Here is a 23,135-nt window from a genome sequence, read left to right on the forward strand (position 1 = left end):
CCGCGATCGGCCATGATCCGCCGTGACATCCATCCCGCCGACGGAGCTGGCGCTTGAGCGATACGCACCCCATCGAGCCGGGCCTCATGGTCCTGCACGGCAACCGCCTCGAAGACCTGCGCGACATCCTCGTCGGATGGCTGCGCCACGCGCCGCTGCGTCCGCTCGAAGACGAGCGCATCCTCGTCCAGTCCAACGGCATCGCGCAGTGGTTCCGCCTGGCCCTCGCGCGTGCCGAATCGGACGGTGGCCTGGGTATCGCTGCGTCCGTGAACGTCGAGCTGCCCGGCCGCTTTCTCTGGGATGCCTACCGTGCCGTGCTGGGTCGCGAAGCGGTGCCGCCGGAGTCACCGTTCGACAAGTCACGGCTCATCTGGCGCCTGATGCGCCTGCTGCCCGCGTTGGCGCGCGAGCCCATTTTTGAGCCGCTCGCTGCCTTCCTCGGGGATGGGGGCGATGCGCGTAAATGCCATCAGCTCGCCGAGCGCCTGGCCGATCTTTATGACGGCTACCAGGTGTACCGGGCCGATTGGCTCGATGACTGGGCGGCTGGCCGTGATGTCATGCGTGATGCGCGTGGCGGCCAGGCCACCATGCTCGAGGTCGACCGCTGGCAGGCGGCGCTCTGGCAGCGCCTGCTTGACGATGTCGGTTCCGCGGAAGCGGACGGTCACCGTGCGGCGGTCCATGCCCGCTTCCTCGAGGCAGCAGCGTCGGCTACCGAGCGGCCACGGGCGCTGGCGCGTCGCATCGTTGTTTTCGGCATGTCATCGTTGCCGCGGCAGACGATCGAGGCGCTTTCCGCACTATCGCGCTGGTCGCAGGTGGTCTTGGTCGTGCTAAACCCGTGCCGCCACTACTGGGCCGATATCGTTGACGATCGCGAGCTGCTCCGGGCGGAGCGCCGCAGGCAGCAGGCCAAGCCGGGCGTACCGTCGATGCCGGACGAGGGTGATCTGCACCTGTATGCGAATCCGCTCCTGGCCGCGTGGGGCAAGCAGGGACGCGATTACATCCGCATGCTCGATGAATTCGACCACCCGGAGACCTACCGCAAGCGCTTTACCGCCTGGGACGAGCGAATCGATTTCTTCGAGGAGCCCACGGCGGCGACGCTGCTGGGCCAGGTGCAGGGAGCGATCCTCGATCTGGATCCGCTGCCATCGACGCCCGCGGCCATCAGCGCGGACGATCAGTCGATCGCATTCCACGTAGCGCATGGCCCGCAGCGCGAAGTCGAGATTCTGCACGATCAGTTGCTGGCGCGCTTCGAAGCCTCGGCACGCACGGGTGATCCGATGCTGCCGCGCGATGTCATCGTGATGGTCCCGGATATCGACACGTATGCACCGCATATCGATGCGGTCTTTGGCCGTGTCTCGCGCGATGACCCGCGCTACGTGCCGTACAGCATCGCCGACCGAGCGTCGCGTGGCACGGTGCCGATGGTGATGGCGCTCGACATGCTCATGGGCATGACCGAATCGCGATTCGGCGCCGGCGACATGGCCGACCTGCTCGATGTGCCGGCGCTGCGCCAGCGTTTCGGCCTGGGGGATGACGACCTGCCGCTGCTCCACCGCTGGGTGGAGGGTGCGGGTATCCGTTGGGGACTGGATGCCGAGCAACGCGCATCACTCGGGCTGCCGGCGCTGGAGCAGAACACGTGGCTCTTTGGCCTGCGCCGCATGCTGCTGGGTTATGCCGTCGGGCAGGGCGAGGCCTGGGGCGATATCGAACCGTATGGCGAAGTCGGCGGCCTTGATGCCGAACTCGTCGGCCCGCTGGCCGACCTGGTCGAGCGCCTCGGTGGGCACTGGCGTGATATGGCGGTACCCGCGTCCGCCGCGGTCTGGGGCGAGCGCCTGCGGGCGCTGTTGCGCGACTTCTTCGACACCTCGGATCCCGACGACGCAATGCGTGCGCAGCGCCTGCTCGACGCGCTCGAGGGATGGGAGCGCGCCTGTGCCGAAGCGGCCTTCGACGAGCCGGTTCCGGTCGATGTGGTCCGCGAGGCATGGCTCGGCCAGATTGATGATGGCGGCCTGTCGAAACGCTTTCTTGCGGGCGCCGTCAGCTTTGGCACACTCATGCCGATGCGTGCGATCCCGTTCCGGCTCGTCTGCCTGCTCGGCATGAACGATGGCGACTACCCTCGTGCGCGGCCCCCCATGGATTTCGACCTGATGGCACGAGCGGGTGCCTGGCGCCCAGGTGATCGCTCGCGTCGCGAGGACGATCGGTATCTTTTTCTTGAGGCCGTGCTTTCCGCGCGGGATGCCTTGCACATCGGTTGGGTCGGCCGCAGCGCCCGCGATAACGCCGAGCGCGCGCCGTCCGTACTGGTCGGCCAGCTGCGCGATTACCTGTCGGCGGCCTGGCGCGACGAGGGCGGGGCGTCCCTGCTGCATCGCCTGACGGTGGAGCATCCCCTGCAACCGTTTAGCCGCGAGTACTTCCGTGCTGGGGACGCTCGCTTGTTCACCTACGCCAACGAATGGCGGCACGTGCACGATGGCGGCGTCGAGACGGCGGGCGATGCATTGCCCGCATGGTCGGCGGATCGTCCGATCGGTCTGGCCACCTTGCGCCGCTTCCTGCGCCACCCCGTCCGTGAGTTTTTCCAGGCGCGTTTGGGGGTGCGTTTCGAAGTGCCCGAAGCGGCCAGCGACGCGCTTGAACCGTTTGCGCTCGATGGCCTCGATCGCTTCGCGATGACCGATACCGTCCTGCGCGCGGCCCTCCGCGAAGATCGCCCCGCCGGGATGGCCATGGCTGAGGCAACGGCGCGTCTTCAGCGTAGCGGCATGCTGCCCATGGGTGGGTTCGCCGCGCCGGTTCGGCGTGAACTCGAGGAGGGCGCCTCGCTGGTCTACGGCCGCTATATCGCCGAGCGCCGGCGCTGGCCTGTTGAAGCGGGCAAGTTCGAGGTGCGCGTGCCTTGCGACGGCGTCGTCATCGAAGACTGGCTGGCCGGACTGCGGGCGAACGAGAGCGGCGCTCTCGCGGCGCTGCTGGTGTCGCCGACAGGGGTGCTCGATAACGATGGGCATCCGCTCGTACACCGTGTGGTGATGCCGTGGGTGGATCACCTCGTCGCACAGGTGGCGGGGCATGCCGTCGAAACGCGTTATATCGGTCCGGATGGCACGATCGTCATGGCGCCCATGGATGCCGATGATGCGCACCGGGCGCTCACCACGCTTGTGCGTGCCTGGTGCGAAGGCATGGGCAGTCCGCTCCCTGTCGCGATGAAGACCGCGCTTGCCTGGATTAGTGCCGAGGACGAGGAGGCGGCCGAGGCCGCTGCCCGGCGCGCCTATTCGCCCAGCGACGAGTTCAGTCGTGGCGAGATCGATGGTGACCCTTACCTTGCCCGTGCGTGGCCGGATTTCGACGCCATGCTGGCCGCGGGTTTTGCGCGGCAGCTGGGCCCGTATCGCGACCTGCGCGCTGCTTTGAAAGTGGAGCAGGCATGAGCTTCGCCGTCGAACCGCTTCGCCCGTTGGCACTTCCGCTGGATGGCGTGCGCCTGATTGAGGCGAGCGCCGGTACCGGCAAAACCTGGACGATCGCCGCGCTCTACGTGCGGGCGGTGTTAGGTCATGGCATGCCACAGCCGCTGCTGCCGCCGCAGATCCTCGTCGTGACGTTTACGGAAGCCGCGACCCAGGAATTGCGCGAGCGTATTCGCGCCCGCCTCGTCGAAGCGGCGGCGGCTTTCCGTAGCGGCGGCTCCACCGAGCCCTTGCTTGGCGACCTCATCGCCAGTTACGCGCCCGGCGATCTGTCCGGTTGCGCGCGGCGCCTTGAACTCGCCGCACAATGGATGGACGAAGCCGCGATCTTCACCATCCATGGCTGGAGCCAGCGGATGCTGACCCAGCACGCGTTCGGCAGTGGGCATGCGTTTGCGCAGACACTGGAGCCGGACGAAAGCGAACTCCTCGCGGAGTGCGTCCGCGACTACTGGCGACAGACCTTCTACCCGCTCGATGAGGCCACCCTGGCGGCGGTCCAGGCGGAATGGCGCACGCCGGATGCCCTGTTGCGCTCGCTCAAGCCGCTGCTCGCCGGCGGTGAGGCGACCTTGCGCGTCGATGGTGAGCTGCTCAGCGTCGGCGAAGGTCTCGATGCGGTGCTTGCCGAGCGGCGCGCATGGGATGACGAGGATCAACGGCGCATGGCCGATGCGGCGCGATCGTGGCGCGACGACGCCGAAGCGATCGACAAAAAGATCATCGAAGCGGCCAGCACGGTGCTGCACAAGGGCTGGTACAAACCGGAGCGTATGCCAGCTGACATGGCGGCGATGCGCCGTTGGGCCAGCAACGGTGAGCCCGGTGGTTTCGATATCGCACGGTATTCGGTATCCCGGCTCGGCAAGGCTACGGGCAAGGGCAAGGCCCGCCCGGAGCACCCGGCGTTTGCAGCGATCGAACACTGGACGGAATGGCAGGCGTCGCGGGTCGCTATCCGCCACGTCGTCCTGGCCGATGCGGTCGAGCGCGTGCGTACGCGCTTTATCGAACAGAAGCGCCGTCGCGCGCAGATCGGCTTCGACGATTTGCTGCTGCGCCTTGATCGTGCGCTGGCGACGCCGGCGGGCGCCGATCTGGCTACGACGATCCGCCGGCAGTATCCGCTGGCGCTCATCGACGAATTCCAGGATACCGATACGCTGCAGTACCGGATCTTCCGGGCCGTCTATGGTGCCGTCGCGGACGTGGGCCTGCTTCTGATTGGCGACCCCAAGCAGGCGATTTACTCGTTTCGCGGCGCCGATATCCATACATACCTCGCCGCGCGAGCCGAGGCGCAGGCACCGCATTACAGCCTCGATACCAATTTCCGTTCCACCCAGGGCATGGTCGATGCGGTGAACGCCCTGTTCGCCCACGGCGAGACCCACGCGTCAGGCGCTTTTCATTTCGCCGACCGAGGCCTTCCGTTCACGCCCGTCCGCGCGCGAGGACGCGACGAACGATTCATTCGCGGGGGGCGTGAGCAGGCAGCGATGCATCTTTGGTTGCTGGATGACGAACAGCCGATTGGCATCCGTTATTACCGCCAGGAGATGGCGGCCGCCTGCGCTAGCGAAATCGTCCGCCTGCTCGACGAGGCCGCGCGCGGTGAAGCCGGGTTCCAGCCGGCCGGCGGTGATCTGCGCGCGCTACGCCCGGCGGATATCGCCGTACTGGTGCGCAGTCACGCCGAAGCCAGCGAGCTTCGTGCCGCGCTCGCCGCGCGCCGTGTCCGCAGCGTCTTCCTGTCAGACAGGGACTCGGTGTGGGAAAGCGTTGAGGCGGGCGATCTGCTGTTCTGGCTGCGTGCCGTTGCCGAGCCGTCATCCGATACCGCGATGCGCGCCGCGCTGGCGACACGCACGCTGCATCTCGGTTTTGGCGAACTGGAGCGGCTGAACACCGACGAGCTGCATTGGGAAGCCCGGGGCAGGGAGTTCATGGCCCTGCGCGAGACCTGGCGGCAGGCCGGTGTGCTGGCCATGTTGCACCGCTTGTTGCACATCTTCGACTTGCCCGCACGCCTGCTCATGCAGGAGTACGGTGAGCGCGCGCTCACCAACGTGCTGCACCTCGCCGAATTGTTGCAGCAAGCAGCGGCGACGCTCGATGGCGAACAGGCGCTCATCCGTCATCTCGCCGAGCGGATCACGGATACGGCAAGCCACCACGGCGATGACCAGATCGTGCGCCTGGAAAGCGATGACGACCTGGTCAAGGTCATCACCATCCACAAATCCAAGGGCCTGGAATACCCCCTGGTCTTCCTTCCGTTCGTATGTGCCAGCGGTAAGGCGCGTTCCGGTCAGGGCTACCGGTACCACGATGGCGAGGGCATGTCGCTTGAACTGCTGAGTGAGAAGCAGGGTGGCCCTGCCGTGGCCGAGGCGAAAGAGGCGGCAGAGCGCGCCGCGCTGCAGGAAGATCTTCGCCTGCTCTACGTTGCACTGACCCGTGCGCGGCATGCCTGCTGGCTGGGTATCGCCCCAGTGGCGGCGAGCAACGCGAAGAAGCCTCAGGTGCATCGGAGCGCGTTCGGCCACCTGCTTACGGGTGGTGCGGAGATCGACAATGGTGCCATCGCCGGTCTGCTCCAGTCGCTTGCCCGTGGCACACCGTCGATCGAGGTGGCCTACATGCCTGCGCCGGATGATCGGCGCTATGTACCCCCGGTCCGTGAGGAGCGCCTGGCGCCGCCGCGCGAGCCGCGTCTAGCGCGTGCCGAGCCCTGGCGCATCGGCAGCTACAGCGGTCTACGCTATGACGAGGCCGAAGCCGAAGTTCCGGCACCCGAAACCGCGACCGACGATGTCATCGTTGAATATGTCACCGAGCCCGTGGCAGTGGTGGCCGATCCGGCCAGCATCCACGCGTTTCACCGTGGCGCGGATGCCGGTACCTTCCTGCACGATCTGCTCGAGTGGATCGCCGATGAGGGCTTTGGCCGCATCGCCGACGACCCCGACCGCCTGCGCGACACGGTGGCGCGCCGTTGCGAGCGCCGTGGTTGGGAGGGCGCCATCGACCTGCTGACGGACTGGTTGTTGGTCCTGTTGCGTACACCGATGCGTCTACCCGATGGCAAGTCACTGGCGCTGCGCGCCCTGGACGACCCGGCGCTTTACCGCGCCGAACTCGAATTCCTGTTTGAAGCGCGTCACGTCGATACGCTTGTACTGGACCGAATCGTCCGCGAATACACGCTGGACGACGCGCCACGCCCCTCGCTGTCGAGCGATACCCTGAACGGCATGCTCAAGGGCTTCATCGATCTCATCATCGAGCACGAGGGCCGCTGGTACGTGGCCGACTACAAGTCGAACTGGCTGGGCCCCGACGCGCATGCCTACACGCCCGAAGCAATGCGCGCATCGATCCTGGACTCGCGCTATGAGCTGCAGTACGCGCTTTACCTGCTGGCGCTGCACCGCCTGCTGCGCTCGCGCCTGGGCGCGGCATACGACTACGACACCCATGTCGGTGGCGCGGTCTACCTTTATCTGCGTGGCGTCGATGGCCACGGCCATGGCGTGCACGTGGAGCGCCCGCCAAAGGTGATGATCGAAGCCATGGACCGCTTGTTTGAAGGAGCCCGCGCATGATCGGCGATATCAACGCGTGGCTCGATCACGGCACCGGGGAGGGGCGGCTCCGGCCTATGGATCGCGCCTTCGCACGCTTCCTCGCCACGCTCGATCCGAGCGCTGATGCACGCGTGCTCGCGGCGGCGGCGCTGGTCAGTCGCGAGCTGGCGGACGGACATATATGCGTCGACGTCGCCTCGCTCGGCGAACACGATGGCGCGTTGGTCGGTGCCTCTGATTGGCTGCAAGGTACGCCCCTGGTCGCTTCACCCGATGGCGCGCCGTCCGCACCGCTCGTGTTGGATGGCCCGTTGCTGTATCTGCGGCGCTTCTGGCGCGATGAAGCCCGCGTTGCCGCGGCGATCCTGCATCGGCTACCGGCGCTGCCTGAGCCGCGTGGCCTGGACAGGGAGCTTGACCGCCTGTTCCCCGCCGAGGCCGATGGCTCGGCCATCGACTGGCAGAAGGTGGCTTGCGCCATCGCGGCGCGCAGTTCGTTTGCGGTGATCACCGGCGGCCCCGGCACGGGCAAGACCACGACGGTGGTTCGCTTGCTGGGGCTGCTGCAGACCCTGGCGGTAAGAGCCAGCCAGCCACGCCTCCGTATTCGGCTTGCCGCGCCAACGGGCAAGGCGGCCGCGCGCCTTAATGCCTCCATCGCGGCGCAGGTAGCGCAGCTTGATGTCGACGCCGCCGTGCGCGAAGGCATTCCCGCCGAAGTCACCACCCTGCATCGCCTGCTTGGCAGCCGCCCGGATACGCGCGCGTTCCATCACAACGCCGATAACCCGCTACACGTCGACGTCCTTGTGATCGATGAAGCTTCGATGATCGATCTGGAAATGATGGCGGCGACGCTGGATGCGCTGCCGGCGGGCGCGCGGCTCATCCTGCTGGGCGACAAGGATCAGCTTTCGTCGGTGGAGGCGGGCGCGGTACTTGGCGATCTTTGCGCTCGCGCGGAGCCCGGCCATTACGATGACGCGACGCGTGCGTGGTTGCGTGATGTCGCCGGCGTTGACGTCGGTGCATGGACCGATGCGTCCGCCGCATGGCCTCTCGACCAGCGCATCACCATGCTTCGGCGCAGTCGCCGCTTCGGCAGCGCCAGTGGCATCGGCGCGCTTGCAACGGCGATCAACCAGGGTGACGCGGCGGCGGTCAACGCGGCTTTCGCCGGCGGGTTCGCGGACATCGCACGGCAACCGGCGAGCGCCGCTGCGGTGGCCGCATTGGCTATCGAAGGGCGCGCCGAGGCGCCGGGCTATCGGCACTACCTGCAGTGGATCAACGACCATCGGCCTGCCGCGGATGCGGGTGACGAGGCGTTTGCGGCCTGGGGCCGTGGCGCGCTGGAGGCGTACGGCCGGTTCCAGCTGCTCTGCGCCACGCGGCGTGGCGACCTGGGGGTGGATGGGCAGAATGAGCGGATTGCCCAAGGCCTGATGGAGCGCGAGCTGATCAAGGCCACCACGGGTTGGTACGAAGGCCGGCCCGTGATCGTGGCGCGCAACGATTACGCCGTGGGCCTGATGAACGGCGATATCGGCGTCACCCTGGCCGTACCGGACGGGCAGGGCGGCAGCATGCTGCGGGTAGCCTTCCTGGTGATGGATGAGGCTGGCGGTGAGCGCCTGCGCTTCGTGACACCCAGTCGCCTCACGGCCGTGGAGACCGTCTATGCGATGACGGTGCACAAGTCGCAGGGCTCTGAGTTCGAACACACGGCCCTGGCCTTGCCGCCGGAGCCGTCACCCGTGCTCACCCGCGAACTGGTCTATACCGGGGTCACCCGCGCGCGGCGGTATTTCACGCTGCTCGCAACCGCCGACATCCTCGCATACGCGGTAGCGCGGAAAACAAAGCGGGCCTCAGGCCTGCTGGGGCGGCTGCGCTGAGCCTGGATTTGACACACACCCCGCCAGGACTTAGCTTTACGGCAGTAACCCCAACGAATAGGTGGCCCGCGGTAACGCCGGCCGAGTGTGCGACATGCGGACTACACGCTTCCCAACCTGAGCCCCCGCCACGTCTTCGTTGATATCCGAAGGGCGCCTGGCGCCCTTTTTGTTTGCCCGGAATTCGCTCCCATGATCCAGATCACGCTACCCGACGGCAGCCAGCGCCCGTTCGACCACGCTGTTTCCGTCCAGGATGTCGCCGCTTCGATCGGCGCCGGCCTCGCCAAGGCCACCCTCGCGGGCAAGGTCGACGGCAAGCTGGTGGACTCCAGCTTCAGCATCGACCACGACGCGAAGCTCGAGATCATCACCGAGAAGAGCCCCGAAGCCCTCGACATCCTGCGCCATTCGACGGCCCATCTGCTGGGCCAGGCCGTGCAGCGCCTGTTCCCCGGCGCGCAGGTCACCATCGGCCCGGTAGTCGACAACGGCTTCTACTACGACTTTGCCTACGAGCGCCCGTTCACCCCGGATGATCTCGGCGCCATCCAGGCCGAGATGGAAAAGATCGTCAAGGAAGCGATCCCGGTCACGCGCTCGGTGAAGAGCCGTGACGAGGCGATCACCTTCTTCCGTGGCCTGGGCGAGGAGTACAAAGCCCAGATCATCGAAAGCATCCCGGCGAATGAAGAGCTCTCGCTCTACACCCAGGGCGAGTTCACCGACCTCTGCCGCGGCCCGCACGTGTCCAACACGGGCAAGCTGCGCGCGTTCAAGCTGATGAAGGTGGCCGGCGCCTACTGGCGCGGCGATTCCAACAACGAGATGCTGACCCGCATCTACGGTACCTCGTGGCTGAACGACAAGGATCTCAAGGCCTACCTGCACCAGCTGGAAGAAGCCGAAAAGCGCGATCACCGCCGCATCGGCAAGCAGCTCGATCTCTTCCACATGCAGGAAGAAGCGCCGGGCATGATCTTCTGGCACCCGAAGGGCTGGGCCATCTGGCAGGCCGTGGAGCAGTACGTCCGCGGCGTGTACCGCAAGAGCGGCTATCAGGAAGTGCGTGGCCCGCAGATCATGGACGTGAGCCTGTGGAAGAAGTCCGGCCATTGGGACAACTACCACGAGAACATGTTCTTTACCGAGTCGGAAAAGCGGACCTACGCGCTGAAGCCGATGAACTGCCCCGGTCACATCCAGATCTTCAACACCAACCTGCATAGCTACCGCGATCTGCCGATCCGTTACGGCGAGTTCGGTGGCTGCCACCGCAACGAGCCCTCGGGCGCGCTGCACGGCATCATGCGCGTGCGTGCGTTTACCCAGGACGATGGCCATATCTTCTGCACCCCGGGCCAGATCGAGGCCGAAGTGGCTGCGTTCCACGCCCAGGCCATGCAGGTCTACGCCGATTTCGGCTTCGACAACATTGCCATGAAGATCGCCCTGCGCCCTGAAAAGCGCATCGGTGCCGACGAGGTGTGGGATCGCGCCGAGGATGCACTGCGCAAGGCGCTGTCCGCCGCAGGCGTCGAGTGGGAAGAGCTGCCGGGCGAGGGCGCTTTCTACGGTCCCAAGATCGAGTACCACATGAAGGACTCGATCGGCCGCGCCTGGCAGGTCGGTACCATGCAGGTCGATTTCATGATGCCCGAGCGCCTCGGCGCCGAGTACGTCGATGAAAACAGCCAGCGCCAGCACCCGGTCATGCTTCACCGCGCGATCGTGGGCTCCATGGAACGCTTCATCGGTATCCTGATCGAGCACCATGCCGGCTTGCTTCCGACCTGGCTTGCCCCCACTCAGGCCGTGGTGTTCAGCATCACCGACGCTCAGGCCGATTACGTGCAAGACGTTGCCCAAGCCCTTGGCGGACAAGGTTTCAGGGTGAACGCTGATTTGCGCAATGAAAAGGTCGGATATAAAATCCGCGAGCATACGCTGCAGAGGGTGCCCTATCTGGTCGTGGTCGGTGACCGCGAGAAGGAAACGGGTACCATCTCGGTACGTACTCGCGGCGGCGAAGACCTGGGTAGCATGACCGTGGCCCAGTTCGCCGAACGCCTGGAAGCCGAGACCCGCCGCTAAGGCGCGGGTCCGGTATTTAGATCAATCTTCTGGAGGATAGCGGTATCGCTACGACCGATAACAAGGGCAATCGCAAGAACGCTGAGATTCGTGTGCCGAAGGTGCGCGTGCTTGGCGCCGAGGGTGAGCAGCTAGGCATCATGGACACCCGTGACGCCATCCGCGCCGCCGAAGAACTCGGCATGGACCTCGTCGAAATCCAGCCGAACGGCGATCCGCCGGTCTGCAAGATCATGGATTACGGCAAGTTCAAGTTCGAAGCCCAGAAGAAGGCTTCTGCAGCCAAGAAGAAGCAGAAGCAGGTCGAAATCAAGGAAGTGAAGTTCCGTCCGGTCACGGACGTGGGCGACTACGACATCAAGCTCCGCAAGATGCGTGAGTTCCTTGAGGAAGGCGACAAGGTCAAGGTCACGATCCGCTTCCGCGGCCGCGAAATGTCCCACCAGGACCTGGGCCAGAATCTGGCCAAGAAGATCCAGGTCGACATCGGCGAAGACGGCGTGGTGGAGTCCTTCCCCCGCCTCGAAGGCCGCCAGATGGTCATGATGATCGGCCCGAAGAAAAAGGTCTGATCGAAAAGGGCGCCTCAGGGCGCCCTTTTTTATGCTCTTGCGCGCAAACACGCGCCTACACAAGAGCTTAATAAGCCTGTATACTCGCCGGCTCGGCCCGTATGGATGGGCCGTGTACCGTACCCGGCAGGAAGGAAAGTGCAACCCAATCAAGGGCTTGCCGCCGGTTCAGTCAGAAACCCGAAAAGGGAGCATTCCGATGCCCAAGATCAAGACCAACCGGGCGGCTGCGAAGCGTTTTCGCAAGACCGCATCCGGCAAGTTCAAGGCCGGTCACGCCTTCAAGTCGCACATCCTGACCAAGAAGTCGACCAAGCGTAAGCGCGGCCTGCGCGCTCCCAACCACGTCAAGCCGTGCGACACCAAGGGTGTGGCTCGGATGCTGCCGTATCTCTAAGGGAGACTAAGTCATGGCACGTGTTAAGCGCGGCGTAACCGCCCGTCGTCGTCACAAGAAGATCATCGGCCGTGCGAAGGGCTACTACAACGCCCGTCGCAAGGTATTCCGCGTAGCTAACCAGGCCGTCATCAAGGCTGGCCAGTACGCCTACATCGGCCGCAAGCAGCGCAAGCGTCAGTTCCGCGCTCTGTGGATCGTCCGTATCAATGCCGCTGCCCGCCAGTTCGGCCTCTCGTACAGCCGTCTCATCAACGGTCTGGCGAAGGCGAACATCTCGGTCGACCGCAAGGTCCTCGCCGACCTCGCCGTGCACGACATCAAGGCGTTTGGCGCTATCGCAGAGAAGGCCAAGGCCAGTCTGGCTGCGTAATCCGCTTTACCACGCGCGGTAGTCTTATCGCGCGATGATGGATGACGTGGGGAGAAGGCCTTGCCTTCTCCCCATTTCTTTTTGCACTCCAGGAAAACCGATGGAATCGATCGAGAACGTCGACGCCTCCCTGCGCGATATCGAATCGGCAGCCTCGCTCGAGGCGCTGGATAGCGTGCGTGTCGCCCTGCTGGGCAAGAACGGCGCGGTCACCGCGGCCCTCAAGGCCCTCGGCCAGCTCACCGGCGAAGAGCGCAAAGCGCGCGGCGCCGAAGTGAACCGGGTCAAGGAGCGCCTCACCGACGCCATCGCCGCGCGCAAGCAGGCGCTGGAACAGGCCGAGCTCGACCGCCGCCTCGCCTCCGAACGCATTGACGTGACCCTGCCGGGCCGCGATGGCGAATACGGTGGCATCCACCCCATTACCCGTGCCCTCGAGCGCATCTCCGACATCTTTGGCCGCCTGGGTTACCAGCGCGCCGATGGCCCGGAAATCGAAGACGACTGGCACAACTTCGAAGCGCTGAACTTCCCGCCGCACCACCCGGCGCGCGCCATGCACGACACCTTCTATTTCGGTGACGGCCGCCTGCTGCGCACGCATACCTCGCCGGTGCAGATTCGCTCGATGCAGGGGCGCCAGCCGCCGATCCGCATCATCGCGCCGGGCAAGGTGTACCGCAGCGATTCGGATCAGACCCACTCGCCGATGTTCCACCAGATCGAAGGCCTGCTGGTCGATGAGACCTCCAGCTTCGCCGATCTGAAGGGCACGCTGGCTGAGTTCATTCGTGCGTTCTTCGAGCGCGATTTCGAAATGCGCTTCCGCCCCAGCTACTTCCCCTTCACCGAGCCCTCGGCCGAAGTGGATATCCGCTGGGATGCCGAAGACGGCAGCACCCGTTGGCTTGAGGTGCTGGGCTGCGGCATGGTGCACCCCACCGTGCTGAAGAACTGCGGCATCGATCCGGAGCGCTACAGCGGCTTCGCGTTCGGCCTGGGCGTCGAACGCTTCGCCATGCTGCGCTACGGCGTCAGCGACCTGCGTGCGTTCTTCGAGAACGACCTGCGCTTCCTGCGCCAGTTCGCCTGATCCCCGCCGCCCTTAACGCATACGAGTCGCTCCCATGAAATTCTCCGAAAACTGGCTGCGTGAACTGGTAAGCATCGACGCGGACCGCGCGGCGCTGGTGCACGCGCTGACCATGTCGGGCCTGGAAGTCGAAGAAGTCACCGCCCTGGGCGATGGCCTCAACGGCGTCGTCGTCGCCGAAATCGTCGAAGCCACCAAGCACCCCGAAGCCGATCGCCTGCAGGTATGCAAGGTCGATGCGGGGCAGGGCGAGCTGCTGCAGATCGTCTGCGGCGCGCCGAATGCCCGCGTCGGCATCCGCATCCCGCTCGCCACCGTTGGCGCCACCCTCCCGGGCGGCATCGCCATCAAGGCGGCCAAGCTGCGCGGCGTGGAATCGTTCGGCATGCTCTGCTCCGCGAAAGAGCTGGGCATCGACGCCGACGCCTCGGGCCTGCTCGAGTTGCCGGCCGACGCGCCGGTGGGTAAGCCGCTGGCCGATTACCTCGGCCTGCCCGATGCCAGCATCGAGCTGAAGATCACCCCGAACCGCCCCGATGTGCTCGGCCTCACCGGCCTGGCCCACGACGTGGCTGCGCTGTTCGGTAGCCACGTGCGCGCCGCGGGCGTCGCCGAAGTCCCGGCCACGACGGGCAGCACCCGAGCCGTGCGCCTGGATGCCGGCGCCGATGCGCCGCGCTACCTCGGCCGCATCATCGAAGGCGTGGACACCACGGCCAAGACCCCGCTGTGGATGGCCGAGCGCCTCCGCCGCGCCGGCCTGCGCCCGATCAGCCCCGTCGTCGACGTCACCAACTACGTGATGATGGAGCTGGGCCAGCCGCTGCACGCGTTTGATAACGACCAGCTCGCCGGCAGCGTCGTCGTGCGCCACGCGGTCGACGGCGAAATCCTGAAGCTGCTCGATGGCAGCGAGGCAAAGCTCGATCCGTCCTTCGTCGTCATCGCCGATGAAGCGAAGGCCCTGGCTGTCGCCGGCGTGATGGGCGGGTTCGACTCCCGCGTCACCGATGTCACTCGCAACGTATTCCTGGAGGCTGCGCATTTCGCGCCGGCCGCCATCATGGGCCGCGCCCGCAAGCTCGGCATGCACACCGACGCCTCGCACCGCTTCGAGCGCGGCGTGGATCCGGCGCTGCCGAAGCGTGCCCTCGAGCGTGCGACCGAACTGCTGATCCAGATCGCTGGGGGCCACGCTGGTCCGGTCACCACGGCCGAGCTCGGTGAGCACCTGCGCGCCCATGTGCCGGTCCTGCTCCGTCACGCCCGCCTGCGCCGCATCCTCGGCATCGATGTCGCGGCGGCGGAAGTCACCCGCATCTTCACCGCGCTCGGCATGGGCGTGGAAGAAATCCCGGATGGCTGGCGCGTGACCCCGCCAAGCAGCCGTTTCGATATCGAGATCGAAGAAGACCTGATCGAAGAAGTGGCCCGCATCCACGGCTACGAGCGCATCCCGACCACCACCCCGGCCGGCAAGATCGCGCTGGAGCCGGTGGCCGAGGCGCGCCTGCCCGAGATGGCCCTGCGCGACCAGCTCGCTGCCCGTGGCTACTTCGAGGCAGTGACGCTTTCGTTCGTCAGCGCCGACCTGCTGAAGACCTGGCAGCTCGACCACGCCTGGGTCCCGCTCGCGAACCCGCTCTCGGCTGACCTGGCCGTGATGCGGACCTCGCTGCTGCCCGGCCTGGTCGAAGCGCTGCGCCACAACCGCGCCCGCCAGCAGGATCGCGTGCGCCTCTTCGAGGTCGCCCGTAGCTTCCACGCCACCGGCGGCGCACCGGACGAGGTCGGCCGCGTGGCCGTGGTTGCGTCGGGCAACGCCCGGGCGGAGCAGTGGGGCGAAGCCTCGCGCCCGGTCGATTTCTACGACCTGAAGGGGGATCTCGACGCGCTCATCGCCCATACGGGCGAGGCCCAGCGCTGGTCGATCGATGCCGACGGCCTCCCGGCCTGGTTGCATCCGGGCCGTGGTGCCCGCGTTCTCCGCGATGGCCAGCCGGCGGGCTTCCTGGGTGCGCTGCATCCGGCGCTCGCCAAGGCACTCGACCTGGGCCCGGACGTCTACGTGATGGAACTGGCGCTTGAGCCGGTACTTGCCCGGCGCATGCCCAACGCGACCCGCGTGGCGCGATTCCCTGCGGTTCGCCGCGATATCGCCATGGACCTGCCCGAAAACGTGGCCTGGGCCGCCGTCGAGGGTGCGGTTCGCGGTGCCCTGGGTGAGCTCCTGAAGGAGGTCCGCCTGTTCGACCGGTACGTCGGCAAGGGGGTCGAGGAAGGGCGAAAGAGTCTCGCTATGGGCTTGATTTTACAGGACGCTTCACGCACCCTTACCGACGACGATGCCGACGCTTGCGTGGCAGACGCGGTGAAGGCATTGGAGCAGACATGCAAGGCGAGATTGCGAGGATAAGATGGCGCTGACCAAGGCGGAAATGGCCGAGCGGCTTTTCCTCGACGTGGGCCTCAACAAGCGTGAGGCCAAGGAATTCGTAGACGCTTACTTTGAAGTGGTCCGCGAAGCCCTGGAGCGAGGCGAACAGGTAAAGTTGTCGGGCTTCGGCAATTTTGACCTGCGGCAAAAGAATCAGCGGCCCGGTCGTAATCCCAAGACCGGCGAAGAAATCCCCATCTCGGCCCGGCGGGTTGTCACCTTCCGTCCTGGCCAGAAACTCAAGGTAAGAGTCGAGGGCTATGCTGGATCCAGGGAATAACACCGAACTCCCCGCCATCCCGGCGAAGCGCTACTTCACCATTGGTGAGGTCAGCGAGCTGTGTGGCGTCAAGCCGCACGTGCTGCGTTATTGGGAGCAGGAATTTCCGGCCCTCAAGCCTGTAAAGCGCCGTGGCAACCGCCGGTACTACCAGCGGCACGACGTGCTCATGATTCGCCAGATCCGCTCGTTGCTGTACGACGAAGGCTTCACCATCACGGGCGCCCGCGCCCGCCTTGAGGGCCCCCAGGCCCGCATGGAAGCCAGCATGTCGCACCAGATCGTGCGCCAGGTCCGCCTGGAACTGGAAGAAGTGCTTACGCTGCTTCGCCGCTGAACCTGCTTCCGCAGGGCACGGCGTTGCTGCTACAATCGTTAGCTCGTCGGGGTGTAGCGCAGCCTGGTAGCGCACTACGCTGGGGGTGTAGTGGTCGCGAGTTCGAATCTCGCCACCCCGACCAATTATTCGAAAAGGGCGTCCCAGTGGGGCGCCCTTTTTCGTTGGGTGATAGCGGCGCTGTACGAAACCGCGCCGCTATCCGACAACGGTGCCGTCGGCACCATATTCCTCCCCCTCGTCGCCGATGACGCGTGCATCGAGTGCCAGGGCGATTTCGAACATCTTTCGCAGGATTTCTTCGTCGGGGTTCTTCACGGTGATTCCCCCGGAGCCTGGACCGATCCAGACGGAGTTCTCTCGGTTGGAATAACCGGTCCAGACCGCGAGTCCTTCTTGCTCGATTCGCAGAACAGCCCCGCCGCCGACAATTGCTTCCGCGAACCCGTCGAGCCGGATCTCTGGGTCAGACGCGATGTACGCCTTCCATTCGTCGATCGAAATGGTCGGCCCCTCTTCGTCGAACCATTCCGTCTTGCGAGTGATATGAACGTCGTAGCCCATCGCGTTTCCCTTTTTCGCCTGATGGATAGCATGCCAGGCTCAGACTGCCATGTCGGCAGCGTCGTAACAATCCTCGGCTGGCTAAGTACATTTTCCTAGCGCCACGGCGGCTCGCACGGCGTACTCTGGATCTCGCAGGCGAGCTAGTAGGGCACCGGGGGTTCGATATGAGTCATTGCAAACGATACGTCAGCGCCTGCGTGTTGGCGGCATGTCTGGCCTTCGGTGTCATTCCAACGGCAAGTAGTGCATGCACTCGCGTCGTCTACCTCGGCAAGAACGACGATGTCATCACCGCGCGCTCCATGGACTGGAAAGTCGATGTCGGCACGAACCTCTGGGTGTTTCCGCGTGGCATGAAGCGCGTCGGTGAGGCCGGGCCCAACTCCGTGAGTTGGACAGCGAAATACGGCAGCGTCATTGCCACGGGGTATGACGTCTCGACCACCGATGGCGCGAATGAAAAAGGCCTGATGGCCAATGTGCTTTGGCTCGTGGAATCGACCTATCCAAAGCCCAAAGCCAGCGATCACACACTTAGCATCGCGCTCTGGGCGCAATACGTGTTGGATAACTTTGCGACCGTCGATGAGGCGGTGAAGGCACTGGAGAAGGAGCCGTTCGTCGTGGTCACTGACGAAGTGCCAGGCGAACCACGCCTTGCAACATTGCACCTATCGATGTCCGACGCCACCGGCGATAGTGCGATCGTGGAATACATCGGCGGGAAGCAGGTGATCCACCATGACCGCAAATACCAGGTCATGACGAACTCGCCGACATTCGACGAGCAGCTCGCGCTGAACACGTACTGGCAAGGTATCGGCGGCACCACAATGCTTCCGGGTACCAATCGCTCCGCCGACCGATTCGCGCGCGCCTCGTTCTACATCAATGCCATCCCAAAGAACGACGATCCCGACCTCGCGCTTGCGAGCGTGTTCTCGGTAATCCGTAACGTGTCGGTGCCGCTCGGCATAACCACTCCGGATCAGCCCAATATTTCATCCACGCGTTGGCGCACCGTTTTCGATCACAAACGCCGGCTGTATCTGTTCGAATCCGCCATCACGCCGAACACCTTCTGGGTGGACCTGAAAAAGGTGGATTTCGCCGAGGGCAGCCCCGTGCGCAAGCTGGACCTGGGGCCGGACCAGCGGCATACCTTCTCCGGGGAGGTCTCGGCCAGCTTCATCGCGGCCCAGCCGTTCCGCTTCGCCGGGCTCCACTGAGACCTGTCAGGTGCCCCCGGCCGGTGGCTTGGCGGCCCGCTTGCCGGCCTGCTCGAGCCACCAGGTCTGGATCTCCTTCTCGGAGACCTTACCGCGGCCGGTCGCGTCGATCTTGTCGAAATGCTTAGCCGTTTCGGGCAAATTCCCTGCTTCGGCCTCCTCCCTGGTCAGGAAGCCGTCCTTGTCCTTATCCGCCTTCAGGAACTTCTGGTGGAGCTGGTTCCGGGCGTAGGTCGCGGTCTTGCCCAGACTGGTCTGGGCCGGCACGGCCCAGGGCAGGGCGAGCAGGGCAACGGCAAGGCATGCCAAAGCGGGCTTGGTTCCGTAAACCATGAGCTCTCTCCGTGCGTTAGGATCAGGGCTGCCTGCTGACGGTACCCCGCAAACCGAGCCCGCTCAAGCTTTTACGCTTGCGGCCGTTACAGCAGCGCACACTTACGAATGGCTCGGGGCCATGGGGGGAAGGCGATGTCGGCAGGGGAAGCACGGCAAAAGGCGTACGCAGCGCTTGGGCAGGCTGCGGCGAAGGTAGAATATCTGCAAGGCATCGAGCCTTTTTTGATCGACCTCTCACTTCGGGAAAATCCCGTCGGTGCGCGGGTCGGCCAGACGTTCGCCGACAAGATGGCGATTTTGCCGAGGTTGCGTGAGTTCGGCTTCAAGAACATCTCGCTCGGCACGCTTGATTACGCCATGCCCGACGAGCGTGAGGTCGATGACGACTTCATGGAAGCCCTGCAAGCCGATGGCGCCGATCTTTCCGGCTGCTTCGCGTTCACCGCCGTGGGCATCGCCGACGAAAGCGGCAACTTCACGCCCGATCCGTCGCAGCTCAAGCTACGCGCCTACGGCGTGCCGAACACCGTGCACGAAATCTACCTGAGCCCGCGCAACATGCAGGGTCAGTACGATTACGAGACGCTCCGCCGCAGCATCCCTGAAAGCGTGATGTGGCTGATGGAAAACATCCGTGGCGAGAAGGGCGCGGCGCCGCGCATCTTCATCAACATCGTGGATGGTTGCGACGCGTTCGCCGAGAACCAGGAGCAGACGCTTTCGATCCTGGAAATGCTGGCCGGCCTTCCGCTGGAAGGCGTCACGTTCGAGGACGACCGCGGCACCTACCTGCCATGTCAGGTGGGGGCATACACGGCCGCCATCCGCGCGATGCTGCCTGAAGCCATGAAGGTGCTGGTTCACATCCACGCCGGCGCGGGTTACGAGAACGCCTCGGTCATCGAAGCCCTGCTCAATGGTGCCGACGGCATCTGGGGCGGCCTGCCCAAGCGCGCCGCCGTGATCGGCCACGCTTCCGTGGGCGAACTACTGGCGAATCTCACGCGCCTCGGTAACGAAAAGGTGGCCAAGACCTACCACCTGCACGACCTGCTACCGCTGGCAACGGCCCTGCAGATCACCGATGACCTCGCCGAGGTACCCGACGATCTGCCTGTGTTTGGCCATAACGCCTACCGCGTCTCGCTCGCTTCGTTCCGCCAGCTGCCCGATCGGCAGACCGATTTGCCGGCGGAGGCCATCGGCGGTGTATCCCGCTACCGGGTGTGCCCCGTCGTGAGCGACAGCGTCGCGGTCGCGGGCCGCCTGGCCGAAGTCATGTTCACCGAGCCTGGGCACTTCCCCACGGATGTCATCGAGATGATGATCCGCCTGATGCGTCGCGACCTGCGTCTTGGGCGTCGCATTCCCTACGATGAGCCCGAGCGGCTCATTGAACTTCACGCGCGCGCCGTCAAAGCGTGCCAGCCGGTTGTGGAATCCGCCCATGAACACTGATGTTGCGATCTATGCCGAGGACGTCACGGTCTACAAGACCCTGCTCGAATCGACCCGGGCCATCCCGTGGAAGATCGACTGGCCTACGCTGCAATTCGCCTACATCGGCCCGCAGATCGAAGAGCTGTTGGGTTGGGAACCGCAATCGTGGGTGACCGTGCAGGACTGGCGCGACCGCATCCATCCCGAAGACCGCGAGTGGGTGTTCAACTTCTGTGTCGCGCAGTCGCAGGCGGGCATCGACCACGAGGCTGATTACCGGGCACTACGCAAGGACGGCACGTTCGTCTGGATCCGCGACGTGGTGCATGTCGTGCGCAACCCGGACGGCACGCCGAACGCGCTGATCGGCTTCATGTTCGACATCAGTGAACGCAAGCGCACCGAGCAGAAGCTGCTCGATATGCAGCGCGAGCTGGAAGAGCTTTCCTTCAAGGATGGCCTGACCGGCGTGGCGAACCGCCGCCGCTTCGATTCCGTGGTCGATGCGCGTTGGCTCGAAGCGCAGATGGCCGGCCAGCCGATGTCCGTGGTCGTGCTCGATATCGATTACTTCAAGCAGTACAACGACCACTACGGTCACCTGGAGGGCGATGAATGCCTCAAGCGCGTGGCCTCGTCGCTTGCCGGCATTGTGCGTGGACCGGATGACCTGCTCTGCCGCTTCGGTGGCGAGGAGTTCGTACTCCTGCTACCGAACACCGATGCAGCGACGGCGATGGCCCTGGCCTGGCGTTGCCTGGATCTGGTCGACAAGGCGCTTATCGCGCACGCTGGCGTAGGCCACGACAAGCGCGTCACGCTGAGCGCGGGCGTCAACACGCTGGTGCCTGGCGAGGGCGACAGCGTGTTGCCGTTCATCGGCGTGGCCGATAGCCGCCTGTACAAAGCGAAAGAGCGCGGCCGTCACCGCGTCGTCGCCGAAGGCTAAGGCGCCGGCTTCGCATCCGGCACGACGACACCCGCTGCCGCCTGTTTCAGGCGCATTCGCAGGGTGTCGTCGCTGCTGTTATCGCCCACCGTGTAGCTCACCCCGAACGCATGCCGTGCGCTGTCAGGCGCACTGGGCGTGTAAACCTCGGCGATGATGTGCCGATCGTTGTTCGCATACGGCTGCCCATCGCGCGGATGCGCGTGGGTCATAAGGTCGTGCCAGAAGCTTTGCGCTTCCGGAGCCGAATCATCGAAGTACCGTTCGTACCGATCCAGGCGGACCAGCGCCTCGGGTGAGTCGCGCTGTTGCAGGACCACGGCACGCGCATGCAAGGTGGCTTTGCTGTTCTCGTAGGTCCAGCCGGGTTGTACGGACACTTCGGCCCGGCCACCCAGGGGCACCAGATCGCCCGGCCAGGTCGCCGCCAGGCCATCGACCCGGATAACGACGTTATCGCCCTCGCGGCGCACGACGGCATCACGCAGTACCGTGGCAGGCGTGCCGCCAGCCAGGAACGTTTGCCACTGAGGCAGGCTGCCGTGATACGCGATGTCTTCCATATCGGCCATGAGCCGTAGCTGCAGGGCTATCTGGCGTGCATCGCGCGCCAGCGCAAAGCGAAACATGCCCACGGCGCCATCCGGGGTCGGTGTCGTCGCCAGCAGCAGGCACCCGTCGATGAAGGGCATGGCGAACGTCTGCATGGCCCATGTGCGGCCCTGGCGGTCGGTGATCGTCTCGGATGACGAAGGCGCGCCGAGCGAGGTGATCTTCACTTTCTCCTCGCCGACATTGCGCGTGACCATGCCTTGCGTCAGCAGTTGGTCCATGACCGCACGGCCGCCTCCACCGAGCGCCGGCTTATCCGCATCGGAATGCAGGTGCCAGACCAGCGTCTCCTGATAATTGCCCAGCTCGACGTACCCACCATCGGTGAGCGGCGTGCGCTTGCGTTGGGAAAGCTTGCGTACCCAGTTCCCATCGTTGTCCTGCGAGACCATGGCCGGCAGGCTATCGTTCCAAGGGCCGCGCGTGAGCAGGCCGTGCGATGCCTTGCCCTCCGGGAACAGCATGGCGGCATGCTCGCTCATCCATGCCTGTGCTTCGCCATGGGCCCATTGATCGATCAGCGTGGCGAAGCGTTGGTTGAAGTCCGCATAGGCCATGGGTAGGGGCAGGGACCCCTGTAAGCGCGTGTTGCGCGTTTCGCGGCTGAACGGCACGGTGAAATGCTGGGGCGCGTCGATCACGGCCTTCAGGTCAGACGCATCCAGCACGCGGTCGATGGGCAGTGCGAAATTCAGGTTTTCATTGGGCGACTTGCGTAGCACGACACCGATGACCTTGCCTTTCTCATCGACGAGCGGGCCGCCACTGTTGCCAGGCGATGCAGGTGCCGAGAAACGGAGCCACTTCCAGCGTCCGTTCACGTCTTCCGGTGTCTGCGAGGTGTACAGGCCGTCGCGCAGAACGACACCCGTGCCGAGCGCGTTGCCTACGGCGAATACCGCTTCGTTCAGTGCCGGTGCTCGTTCCACGGGAAGGGGCGCCACCGTCGGTGCATGGATCAGGCTGAACTCGACAAAGTCTTCCTGCGGCGAGGCGCGTAGCACCTTATCGATCGCGTAAACATGGCCTTGCTCATCGCGCAGCATGAGCGGCCCCGCCAGGCTGCCGATACCGGTAAGGAGCACGTGGAACGCGGTTACGAATCGGCCATCGCCCAAGGCGAACGCGGTGCCTACGGATCGGTAGTGATCGTTGCGTTCCTGGAAGGGCACCTGATCCATCGGCAGGGGGCGCGCATACGTCACGTTGCTCTCGTCGGGCTTGGCCGCGACAACTTCGAAGGTCGCGGCACGCACCTGCGGCAGCAAAGCCGGATCAAGCGTCGTTGCACCGCATGTCATGGAAACCGCACTGCCCAGCGCAAGCGCGAGCGACCACTTCATCAGAACCGCCATGTTCGTCATCCCTTGGTGTGGGGCGAAGGGTAGTGCAGCAGGGCGGTTGAATTGAAGC

17 protein-coding genes and 1 tRNA gene are annotated in these 23,135 nt (G+C 65.0%); 15 read left to right on the top strand and 3 right to left on the bottom strand.

All coding sequences use genetic code 11. The features are described from left to right. Positions 1–53: 53 nt before the first annotated feature. From recC to L2Y96_RS06970, 12 genes are all read left to right on the top strand, one after another. Entirely contained in the window at positions 54–3,479 is a 3,426-nt protein-coding gene (gene recC / locus L2Y96_RS06915; protein WP_247334517.1) for an exodeoxyribonuclease V subunit gamma, read from the top strand. Beyond that, the gene (recB, locus tag L2Y96_RS06920; RefSeq protein ID WP_247334528.1) at positions 3,476–7,126 is read left to right on the top strand and encodes an exodeoxyribonuclease V subunit beta; all 3,651 of its coding nucleotides are present in this window, start codon (positions 3,476–3,478) and stop codon (positions 7,124–7,126) included. The genes recC and recB overlap by 4 nt, the downstream gene beginning before the upstream one ends. Next, positions 7,123–9,006 (top strand): exodeoxyribonuclease V subunit alpha, encoded by a 1,884-nt coding sequence (gene recD, locus L2Y96_RS06925; RefSeq protein ID WP_247334529.1) that lies wholly within the window; start codon positions 7,123–7,125, stop codon positions 9,004–9,006. The genes recB and recD overlap by 4 nt, the downstream gene beginning before the upstream one ends. A 192-nt stretch (positions 9,007–9,198) precedes the next feature. Further along, complete coding sequence (gene thrS, locus L2Y96_RS06930) at positions 9,199–11,100, top strand: threonine--tRNA ligase (protein WP_247334535.1); 1,902 nt, start codon at positions 9,199–9,201, stop codon at positions 11,098–11,100. Between the two features lie 44 nt (positions 11,101–11,144). Continuing rightward, positions 11,145–11,672, top strand: coding sequence for a translation initiation factor IF-3 (gene infC, locus L2Y96_RS06935; RefSeq protein WP_343218450.1), 528 nt, complete (start codon positions 11,145–11,147; stop codon positions 11,670–11,672). Between the two features lie 199 nt (positions 11,673–11,871). After that, a complete protein-coding gene (gene rpmI, locus L2Y96_RS06940; protein WP_045831437.1) occupies positions 11,872–12,069 on the top strand; it encodes a 50S ribosomal protein L35 in 198 nt (65 codons plus the stop codon). A gap of 13 nt (positions 12,070–12,082) precedes the next feature. Beyond that, on the top strand, positions 12,083–12,442 hold the full coding sequence (rplT, locus tag L2Y96_RS06945) for a 50S ribosomal protein L20 (RefSeq protein ID WP_072322974.1): 360 nt from the start codon (positions 12,083–12,085) through the stop codon (positions 12,440–12,442). Positions 12,443–12,542: 100 nt separating this feature from the next. Beyond that, positions 12,543–13,535: a phenylalanine--tRNA ligase subunit alpha gene (gene pheS, locus L2Y96_RS06950; RefSeq protein WP_247334544.1), complete on the top strand. Its 993-nt coding sequence runs from the start codon at positions 12,543–12,545 to the stop codon at positions 13,533–13,535. Positions 13,536–13,569: 34 nt separating this feature from the next. After that, positions 13,570–15,951, top strand: coding sequence for a phenylalanine--tRNA ligase subunit beta (gene pheT, locus L2Y96_RS06955; RefSeq protein ID WP_247334545.1), 2,382 nt, complete (start codon positions 13,570–13,572; stop codon positions 15,949–15,951). A 1-nt stretch (position 15,952) separates the two neighbouring features. Next, positions 15,953–16,252, top strand: a complete 300-nt coding sequence (ihfA, locus tag L2Y96_RS06960) for an integration host factor subunit alpha (protein WP_036114917.1) — start codon at positions 15,953–15,955, stop codon at positions 16,250–16,252. After that, positions 16,233–16,589, top strand: a complete 357-nt coding sequence (locus tag L2Y96_RS06965; RefSeq protein WP_036114913.1) for a MerR family transcriptional regulator — start codon at positions 16,233–16,235, stop codon at positions 16,587–16,589. The genes ihfA and L2Y96_RS06965 overlap by 20 nt, the downstream gene beginning before the upstream one ends. Before the next feature lie 47 nt (positions 16,590–16,636). Next, positions 16,637–16,713, top strand: a tRNA-Pro gene (locus tag L2Y96_RS06970). A gap of 74 nt (positions 16,714–16,787) precedes the next feature. Here the strand turns inward: L2Y96_RS06970 and L2Y96_RS06975 are convergent. Then, on the bottom strand, positions 16,788–17,153 hold the full coding sequence (locus L2Y96_RS06975) for a hypothetical protein (RefSeq protein ID WP_247334547.1): 366 nt from the start codon (positions 17,151–17,153) through the stop codon (positions 16,788–16,790). Positions 17,154–17,320: 167 nt separating this feature from the next. Between L2Y96_RS06975 and L2Y96_RS06980 the strand changes: the two genes are divergently transcribed. Next, complete coding sequence (locus L2Y96_RS06980; RefSeq protein WP_247334549.1) at positions 17,321–18,385, top strand: linear amide C-N hydrolase; 1,065 nt, start codon at positions 17,321–17,323, stop codon at positions 18,383–18,385. A gap of 6 nt (positions 18,386–18,391) precedes the next feature. On the opposite strand, the gene L2Y96_RS06985 is transcribed toward L2Y96_RS06980, so the two are convergent. Further along, on the bottom strand, positions 18,392–18,718 hold the full coding sequence (locus L2Y96_RS06985; protein WP_247334551.1) for an EF-hand domain-containing protein: 327 nt from the start codon (positions 18,716–18,718) through the stop codon (positions 18,392–18,394). Between the two features lie 225 nt (positions 18,719–18,943). On the opposite strand from L2Y96_RS06985, the gene L2Y96_RS06990 reads away from it, so the two are divergent. Together L2Y96_RS06990 and L2Y96_RS06995 are read left to right on the top strand one after the other, a co-directional pair. Beyond that, complete coding sequence (locus L2Y96_RS06990) at positions 18,944–20,179, top strand: homocitrate synthase (protein WP_247334552.1); 1,236 nt, start codon at positions 18,944–18,946, stop codon at positions 20,177–20,179. Further along, positions 20,169–21,110, top strand: coding sequence for a GGDEF domain-containing protein (locus L2Y96_RS06995; protein ID WP_247334554.1), 942 nt, complete (start codon positions 20,169–20,171; stop codon positions 21,108–21,110). Before L2Y96_RS06990 ends, L2Y96_RS06995 begins: the two co-directional genes overlap by 11 nt. Here the strand turns inward: L2Y96_RS06995 and L2Y96_RS07000 are convergent. Continuing rightward, positions 21,107–23,077: a S1 family peptidase gene (locus tag L2Y96_RS07000; protein WP_247334555.1), complete on the bottom strand. Its 1,971-nt coding sequence runs from the start codon at positions 23,075–23,077 to the stop codon at positions 21,107–21,109. The genes L2Y96_RS06995 and L2Y96_RS07000 overlap by 4 nt on opposite strands. Positions 23,078–23,135: the final 58 nt, after the last annotated feature.

Source organism: Luteibacter aegosomaticola (assembly GCF_023078475.1).
Lineage (GTDB): Bacteria > Pseudomonadota > Gammaproteobacteria > Xanthomonadales > Rhodanobacteraceae > Luteibacter > Luteibacter aegosomaticola.